Here is a 9,354-nt window from a genome sequence, read left to right on the forward strand (position 1 = left end):
GTTACTTTTTCGTAGACGTGTTCTGTATCTCCATTTGGAAGTTTCTTAGTTTCTACGAAACGGTAGCCTGGGATATCTTTCTTAGGTTGTTCACCTTCTTCTGTTGGATTACCTGGAATTGCGTTTCCTTCTTTATCCTTGAATGAAGTCGTTACTTTTTCGTAGACGTGTTCTGTGTCTCCATTTGGAAGTTTCTTAGTCTCTACAAATTTGTAGCCTGGGATGTCTTTCTTAGGTTGTTCACCTTCTTCTGTTGGATTTCCTGGAATTTCATTTCCTTCTTTATCCTTGAATGAAGTCGTTACTTTTTCGTAGATATGTTCGATATCTCCACTTTCTAGAATCTCAGTCTTAACCAGTTTGTATCCTGGAACTTCTTTTGGAGTCTTAGGATCTTTTATTCCTTCTTCTGTTGTTGTTCCTGGAATTGGGTTTCCTTTTGAATCAAGATGTTTTGTAGTTACTTTTTCATAGATATGTTTAGTGTTACCTTTTTCATCTGTTTCAGTTTTAACAACTTTATATTCTGGGATAATTTCAGATGGGTTCTTACCATCTTTAGTTGGAATTAATTCTGTTTCTTTACCATCTTTTCCTATTACTACATACTTAGTATCAGGACGTACCGTTGGTGTATAAGAAGCTTGGATTGTTCTTCCATTCTTATCTTTACGTACTACTTCTACTGTAGTAGCTGTTCCTACGAAGTTTTCTTCTGGAGTGAACGTTACTTTACCGTCTTTGTCGATTGTGTATGTTCCTTCTCCTGGTACCACTTTTTCAGTTGTTCCATCTTCGAATGTTGGAGGTACTGTTGTATCTACATCTCCTTTGAATTCTGGAGTGTTTGATTGTGGGGTATTTTTAGGACCTTCAGATGTCACATCTTTAGTAGAAGTTTTACCTAAAACTGTCGGTGTGTAAGTAGCAGTTACTGGTGTTCCATTTTCGTCAACACGTTTAACGGTTACACCACTTGCTTTCCCTACGAAGTTTGGTTCTGGAGTGAAGGTTACTTTACCAGTTGAATCAATTGTGTATGTTCCTTCGTTTGGTACTACTACTTTACCTTCTTCATCAGCACCTTCAAGAGATGGCGCTACAGTTTCATCGATTGGGATTACTACTGTTTTACCATTTACTTTAGTTGTTCCTGCTTTGAATACCGGTGTTTCTGATTGTTTTGCACCTTTTTCACCGATAGAGGTTACATCTTTTCCTGTTGGTGTCACTGGTAATACTACTGGAGTGTAGTTCGCAGTTACTGGTGTTCCGTTTTTATCTTCACGTTTAACTGTTACTCCTGTTGCTTGACCTGTGAAGTCTTTATTTGGAGTAAATGTTACAGTTCCGTCTGGAGCTACTGTGTAAGTTCCTTCTCCATCTACAGTCACTGAATCTACAGGGTCTCCTGTTTTCGGATCTACTAATTTAGCTGGTTTATCAGATAATTCTACTGTTTTTTCTACACCGTTAACTGTTGTTTTACCTGGTGTGAATACTGGAGTTCCTTTTTGAGTTACACCTTGTACATCAGTTGTAGTTGTATCTTTAGCTGTTGGTGTTACTGGTTTAACTGTTGGAGTGTATTTAGCAGTTACTTCTGTACCATTTTTGTCAGCACGTTTAACTGTTACTCCGCTAGCTTTACCTGTGAAGTTTGGTTCTGGAGTGAAGGTTACAACACCATTTTCATCGATAGTGTATGTTCCTTCGTTTGGCACTACCACTTTACCTTCTTCGTCAGCACCTACTAATGTTGGTTTAACTGCAGGATCGATTTCGATCGTTACTGTTTCACCATTAACTGTTGTTTTACCTGGTGTGAATACTGGAGTACCAGTTTGTTTAGCACCTTGGATATCTTCAGATACTACATCATCTGATGTTGGTGTTACTGGTTTAACCGTTGGTGTGTATTTAGCTGTAGCTGGAGTTCCGTTTGTATCTTTACGTTGAACTTCAACTCCTGTTGCTTTACCTGTGAAGTTTGGTTCTGGTTTGAACGTTACTACTCCAGTATCTGGATCAATTGTATAAGTTCCTTCTCCTGGTACTGTTACTGATTTTTCATCAGTTGGTTCACCAGTTTCTGGGGCGATTAACTTAGCTGGTACAGTTTTATCGATTGGAGCTTTTTCATGTCCTTCAGTGAATGTTGGAGTTCCGCTTTGCTCTTGACCTTGAGCACCTTCAGAAGTAGCTGCTTTTGCAGTTGGTTTAACAGGCGTGATATTTGGAGTGTATGTTGTTGTCACTGCAACTCCATTTGTATCTTTCGCTTGAACTGTTACTGGTTTAACTTCTCCTGTGTAAGATTTAACTGTTGGAGTGAATACTGCAACTGGATCTTTACCTTCTTCTTTAACAAGTGTATATGTACCTACTACATCACCTGCTGGGTTTTTAGCTGGTACTGATGTAGCTGGTTGTCCACTTTCATCCAATAATGTGTAAGTTGATGGATCAATGGCTACAGTTTCTTGTGTTTTAACTTTTGTCATTGGGTCTTCTACTTCAACTGTTCCACCTTTGAATTTAACTGGTTGACTTTGAGTTTGACCTTGGATATCTGAAGTTACTGATGGTTCTGCAGTTGGTTTTGTACCGATTACTACAGCTGTATACTTACCAAGTGCTGGAGTACCATTTAAGTCAACACGTTTAACAGTAAGCTCTGTACCTTTTCCTACAAATCCTTTTTCTGGAGTGAATGTTACTGTTCCATCTTCTGCAACTTCATAAGTTCCTTCTCCAGGGATTGTTACAGTAGTTGCTTCTTGACCTGTCTTAGGATCAATTAGTTTCGCTGGTACAGTTTTATCGATATCTACAGTTTTTTCAACACCGTTAACTTCCGCTTTACCACCGATGAAGTTTGGTTTACCACTTTGTACTTTACCTTGAACAGCTGCAGTAAGAACTTCTGTCCCTTCTGGTGTAGCTGGTTTAACGACTGCTGTGTATTCCGCAGTAACTTTTGTTCCGTTCGTATCTTGACGAACTACTTTTAATGTTTTACCTTTTCCTGTGAATTGTTTATCTGGAGTGAAGTGTACTGTTCCATCTGGATCTACTGTATAAGTTCCTTCTCCTGGAATTGTTACACTTGTTACTTCTTGACCAGTAGTTGGATCAACCAGTTTAGCTGGTGTATTGTCATCCATTGGTACTTCTACTTCTTTACCATCAATTGTAGTCTTACCAGGTGTGAATTGTGGTTTACCACTTTGAGGTGCACCTTGGATATCTTCTGTGAATGTGTTGATACCTTCTGGAGTCACTGGTTTAACTGTTGGTGTATAAGTAGCTGTTGCTGGAGTTCCATTCGCATCTTTGGCTTGAACTGTCGCTGGTACTGGAGTACCTACGAAGTCTTTGTTAGGTGTGAATGTTACTTTACCTGTTGTTGGTTCGATAGTGTATGTACCAACTGTGTTTCCTTTAGCATCTTTAGCTGGAATTGTTGTTTCATCAGTTGGGTTTCCAGTAGCTGGATCGATTAATTTAGCTGGTTGAGTAGCATCGATCTTCATAGGAACTTTATCATTACCTTGTGTGAATGTTGGAGTTCCTTCTTGAGGTTGTCCTTGTGCACCTTCAGATGTTGTTGGAGTTCCTGTTGGTTCTACAGGAGTAATATTTGGAGTGTAAGTTGTTGTTACTGGCGTTCCATTTGTATCTTTAGCTTGGATAGTAACTGGGGCAACTTCTCCTGCATAAGTTTTATCTGTTGGTGTGAATACCGCAGTCGGTTTACCGTCTACCACTTTAAGTGTGTAAGTACCGATAACATCTCCTGCTGGGTTTTTAGCTGGTACTGATGGAGCTGCTTGTCCACTTTCATCTAATAATGTAAATGAATCTGTTTTAAGTGGTACTTCTTTTTCTACACCGTTGATAGTTGCTTTACCAGGTTTGAATGTTATTTCTTTAGATTGTTCAACACCTTGTACATCTGTTGTTTCAGCTGGTTCTGCAGTTGGTGTAACACCTACGATTGTTGGAGTATAAGTTGTTTTAACTTTAGTTCCGTTTTCGTCTTCTGCTTGTACGTTAGCTGGTTGTACTTTACCTTTGTACTCTTTGTTAGTTGGTGTGAATTTTACTGTATTAGTAGTTGGGTCAATTGTGTATTCCCCGACTTTATTTCCTTCTGGATCTAAAGCATCTACTGGAGTACCTGCCGCTACTGGGTTACCTGAAGCATCAAGTAGAACCGCTGAGTTAGCTTTAAGTGGTACTTCTTTTTCTACACCTTCCACTGTTGCTTTACCTGCAGTGAATGATACAACTCCTGATTGCTCTTCACCTTGAATTCCTGTTGAAGTAGCTAGCTGAGCTGTTGGTGTTGCCCCTACGACAGTTGGAGTATAAGTTGCTGTTGCTTTCTTCAACACAGGAGTTCCATTTTTATCTGCTCCTACAGCAGTTTCTAACTCGATCGTTACTGGCTTAGCTGTTCCTTTAAAGTTTGGTTCTGGTGTAAATGTTACTTCCCCAGTTGTTGGGTTAATTGTATAAGTTCCTTCACCATCTACTTTTAGTGTATCTACTTTATTACCAGAGGCATCAACTAATTTCGCTGGGTATTTTTCACTTGGTGTTACTGCTGTTGTTGTATCAGCTAGATTAAATGTAGGAGTTTTCTTTTGTGGTTTCCCTTGGATATCTGTAGAATCTACATTTTTACCTTCTAATTCTTTTGGTGTCACCGTTGGAATATATACTGCGTCCATAGATGTAGTCGTTAAACCACTAAGTGAAATTGTTTTTTCCACTGCTTTAGTGACATCAAGGCTACCATCGAATTTCGTATAAGTTGATCTTCCATTTGCAGCTGTTACTGCTGTGTCTTTATCTTGTAAAACAGATGTTGTCCATCCAGTTGAGTTTCCATTTTTATCTACACGACGAACAAAAATACCATCTGCAGTACCAACAAATGTTGCTTCTGGTGTGAACGTCACTAATCCATCATTATCAACTGTATAAGTACCTTGACCTGCTACTGTATAAGATTGTCCGTGTTCTACTCCGTCTGCTGAAACGATAACTGGTAGTTTTGTTGTATCGATTGTGTTTGCAGCTGAGTGATCCGTATTTTGTGTTCCAAATGCTGTAAATGTTAATACTGCAGATTGTTTTTCACCTTGAGCACCTGATGTTTGTTTTACAGAACCTTTAGGAGCTGTAGTTGATAGTGTTATGAAGTCTTCTACCTCACCTGTTGCTGCTGATCCTGTAGGAACTAAAATTTCATTTTTTGACATAGCGATACGGATACGAGTTCCTAGTTGTGATACTTTACCTTCTAAAGCCGCTTGAGTTCTAGCTTTGTTTGTAAAAGTTAATGTCACATCTTGATCATTTCCGTTTACTTCTACTACATCAGATTCCTCTTCTGGATCAAATTTCCCGTTTTCGTTAAAGTCAATCCATCCACGTACATAAGCCTTACCGTTTAATGATTGATTCGTACCGTCAGGTTTAGTGAATTCTCCTGCTCCACTACTTGCTTTGAATGAAATACGAGTAGTACCGTCTGATAAAGTAACTACTGAATATTTCTTACCTTCACCAACTAACTGTTCTTCTCCTTCATCTTTTATTCCAGCATTATTTGTTATATTTACTGCATCATCACCTGTCCAAGAAGGTGTCTCTATCGGTGTTAGTACAGGTTTTCCATTCACTTCTTCAACACCATATTTTTTTTCAAAGTCTGGTTTAGTAGATCCTAAATGTGGTTGTTGTAATACTTCCCCTGTTCTTTGGTTTACTGCGTTAAGACTGTGACGTGCCTCACCGTATGTCGCTGGAGCATCTCCTTTATCCTCAGCTAAGAATCCAATCATAGCATTTTGCATTCCTGCCCCATTAATATAAACAGATACATTCTGAGCATCACGAGATCCGAAAATAGGAATTGTTCTAGAAGCATTCCAACCATTTTTCGCCGCATAACCTTGTACATTTGTATTATAGTAACTATTAACGTTGAATGTATGGTATGGTCCCATCACTTTAGTTCCTAAACCTAGTTTTGGCTCACCATTAGCATCTAAATCTAAATACGCTTTATAATATCCATTATCATTACGGTTAAAGAAATTACGACGGTCTTCTGCTCCACCCTCTCTTTGAGTATTCGGTGTTCCGTTAGCAAGATACATTTCTTGTTTCAAGTCGTCTGTTGAGTTTAGTCCCCAACGACGAAGTGGTGCAGCGTACCCTTCAGCATAAGTACCATTATTCCATTTATAACCACCATTGCCATCTGAAGAAACAGATGGTAATGCATTTGTTAATACATCACCTTGTTGGTTGTGAGCCGCATTAGCTTCTTCTACTAATTCCCAATTTCCACCATCAGTAACATAGTTAACTGCTTCAGTATTTGTTAATTGTTCTCCATCGGCCAATAGAACATCGGCACCTTTTAACTCTTTACCATTTAGTAAACGAGTTAATTTCCACGTTACCCCGATAGTAGCATTGTTTTTAGAAGAACCAAATCTATTAAACATGTTCCCAGAAACAATACCTGCTGTTCTAGGTCCGCCTTCTTTTTCTTTTTGGACTAGTACATCTACTTCTGTTCCATCATAACGAATAGAGTTCTTTGTAATTTCTGAATTATCTTTAGTATGTTTTACTTCAACTCCTGCTTTTTGAGCACGTTCTTTATATACTTCTGAAGTCTCATATGGTTTAAGAGCTGTAACTTCCATACGTACAGTATATCCAGGGTACAATTCTTGTTCGAATACTGTACCTACTTGTAGGGCTAGTTGATATCCAGTTGCTTTTGTCAATCCAGCTGCTTGAGCGTCACGTTTTAAGTTTGCGTTTGAATCTTCATAGATAGAAATATCTGTAGTTGGTTTTCCTAAGTCATTACTAATCGCAGAGATTTTACCACCTGATTTATATGCCTTACCGAAGTCATACCACATGATACCGTTATTTTTGTCCGCGGTATATTGTTGTTTATTCTCTACTCCTAAGAAACTCGCTGAATATTTATAGTTTTTTACATCTTTATATGCTTCTAAAGTAGCATTCTTAATCGCATCAACTCTACCAGTTGTTGTACCTGACGCATCAGCCAATGCTACTTCAAATTTGCCATTACGATTGACACCTGCTTTTTGGAGTTCATCATAAACAGCCAGAATTGATTCGTTTAATCGTGCTAATTGGGCATCAACTTGTTCTTTTGTTACGCTTTTTTCAGCCAAAAGAGATTTTGTTTCAGAAAGAACAACTTGGTTTTTGGCTACTGCTGCTTCTACAGCTGCTTTATTTTCTTCTTTGACTTCCTTTTTAGAAAGTTCTGCATTTGCCAATCTATTTGTTACATCAGCCTCTGATAATGCTTTGTCGAGTACAGTTTTAGCTTCTGAAAGAGATTTTTCTGATGCTGTAGCAGTCTTTTCAGCTTCAACTTTTTCTGCCTCTTGCTTTTTATCCAAACCAAGAGTGTTTGATTCAACTACAACTGTGCTTAAAGCTGTAACAAGCTCTGCCTGTGTATCAACTTCAACTTGACTAGCGTCTGTTTTGGCAAGAGTTGCTTTAGCCGTTGCCAATACTTCCTTAGCCGAATTTACTACTGTAGCGTCTGCATACTTAGCAGTTGAAAGTTTAGACTCTAAAGTTGCAATACTTGCTTCAAGGACTGCTTTATTTACTTTTTTAGCTTCCTCTACTTTAACTTCAGGTTTTACTTCTGCAGCCTTTTCCGTTTCTGGTTTTACAGTTTCTACTGTTTCAGCCTTAGGCTCAGCCTTTTCCTTATTATCTTGATCAGAAGCATTTGTTGCTACTACTGTTTCAGCATTTTGTACTTCTGTCGCTGATACCGCACCGTTCCCTAGGAACATCAAACCAGCCGCAATCGCTACCGATGCCGCTCCAAAGCTGTATTTACGGATACCGTAACGAATGTACTTCTCCGTTCGAAAATCTTGTTGTTGTTTGCCTTTCATTAGACCCACAACCTCCTTCAAAATATATTAGAATGTTTAGACAAATAAAAAGCCCCCCCCCTTAAATATTTTTGCAATATTAAGAGTATAATATTCTGAGTTCGGAGTGCTCAATAATTATCAACATCTCTTAAATTATATCATTATAAAACTTATAACACAAGTTTAATGATTTAAAATAATTACTTGCTAACTTCTCAAAGTAACTTCCACTTGCCTGCTCAAAGTGGAAGTTAGTCTAAAACAGATTTTTATGATGGAATTAAATATGAGACGTTTGAGTTAGAAATAAGATTCATATGCCAAACATAAACACCTTACCCTTTCAGACCGTAATGACATCCAATTAGGCTAGAGCGCGGTGAAACCTTCAAAGCTATCGGGCAACTTGTTCTAAAAGACCCGACTACTGTTTCTAAAGAAGTCAAACGAAATAGACAAGTCAGAGAACCTTACTTGCCCTCTACTCGACAAAGCACCCTTTGTGGCTCTATACTATTTGTAGTAGGTAAATCCCCTATAGATATTATGGAGCCTATTTTAGGGTAGAAAAAAGAAGATGACGAATCATCTTCTCAAAAACTATGAGTTTTTAGTCTTCTTTCTTCTTGCGAGCAAGAAGTCCAAATCCACTAAGGGCTCCAAGAAGTCCAAGTGCTGCTAGGCTAGCATTAGATTCTGTACCTGTGTTAGGCAATTCGCGTTTACCTTCAGCTTCTTTCGCTGCTGTAGGTTGTACTTGCTGTGCTGGTGTTGCTTGTACTTGAGGTTTCGCTGACTGTTCAGGCATTGCTGGAGTTGCTGGCTCTACCGGTTGTGCTGGTTGAGTCGGTTCAACTGGAGATGGTGTTTGAACTTTTCTAAAGATATGTCTGATATTTCCATTTTGATCGGTCACAGTCTTCACATACTCATAACCTGAAATTGTTCCTGGTTCTTTAGAACCTGGCTCAGTTGGTTTCAATGGATTTCCATTCTCATCCGTCCAAGTAGTTGTATTTTGCTTACCTGGATGTGGTTGAGGAGCAGGTGAAGGTGTTGAGACTTTCTCATAAACATGCTCGATGTCGCCATTTGGAAGTTTCTTAGTCTCTACGAAGCGGTAGCCTGGGATATCTTTCTTATCTACAGAGCCAGTTACTTTTTCACTAATTTCGTTACCGTCTTTGTCTTTAAAGAAAGTTGTTACCTTTTCGTAAACGTGTTCTGTATCACCATTTGGTAATTTCTTAGTCTCTACAAAGCGGTATTCTGGAATATCTTTCTTATCGACTGTTCCTGGTTCACTTGGATATTTAGGAATTTCATTTCCTTCTTTATCCTTGAATGATGTCTTAACTTTTTCGTAGATGTGTTCTGT

At 38.6% G+C, this 9,354-nt stretch carries 2 protein-coding genes and 1 pseudogene; 1 reads left to right on the top strand and 2 read right to left on the bottom strand.

The genetic code is table 11. The features are described from left to right. The coding region (locus tag OCF96_RS09670; RefSeq protein ID WP_261447034.1) for a GEVED domain-containing protein at positions 1-7,994 on the bottom strand (7,994 nt) is incomplete at its 3' end. Between the two features lie 340 nt (positions 7,995-8,334). Here OCF96_RS09670 and OCF96_RS09675 point away from each other — a divergent pair. Further along, positions 8,335-8,481: pseudogene (locus OCF96_RS09675) on the top strand (helix-turn-helix domain-containing protein); the annotation flags it as partial. A 105-nt stretch (positions 8,482-8,586) separates the two neighbouring features. Here the strand turns inward: OCF96_RS09675 and OCF96_RS09680 are convergent. Then, positions 8,587-9,354: LPXTG cell wall anchor domain-containing protein (locus OCF96_RS09680; protein WP_261447035.1), on the bottom strand; the 768-nt coding region annotated here is incomplete at its 5' end.

The organism is Streptococcus mitis (assembly GCF_946190065.1).
Taxonomy (GTDB): domain Bacteria; phylum Bacillota; class Bacilli; order Lactobacillales; family Streptococcaceae; genus Streptococcus; species Streptococcus mitis_DE.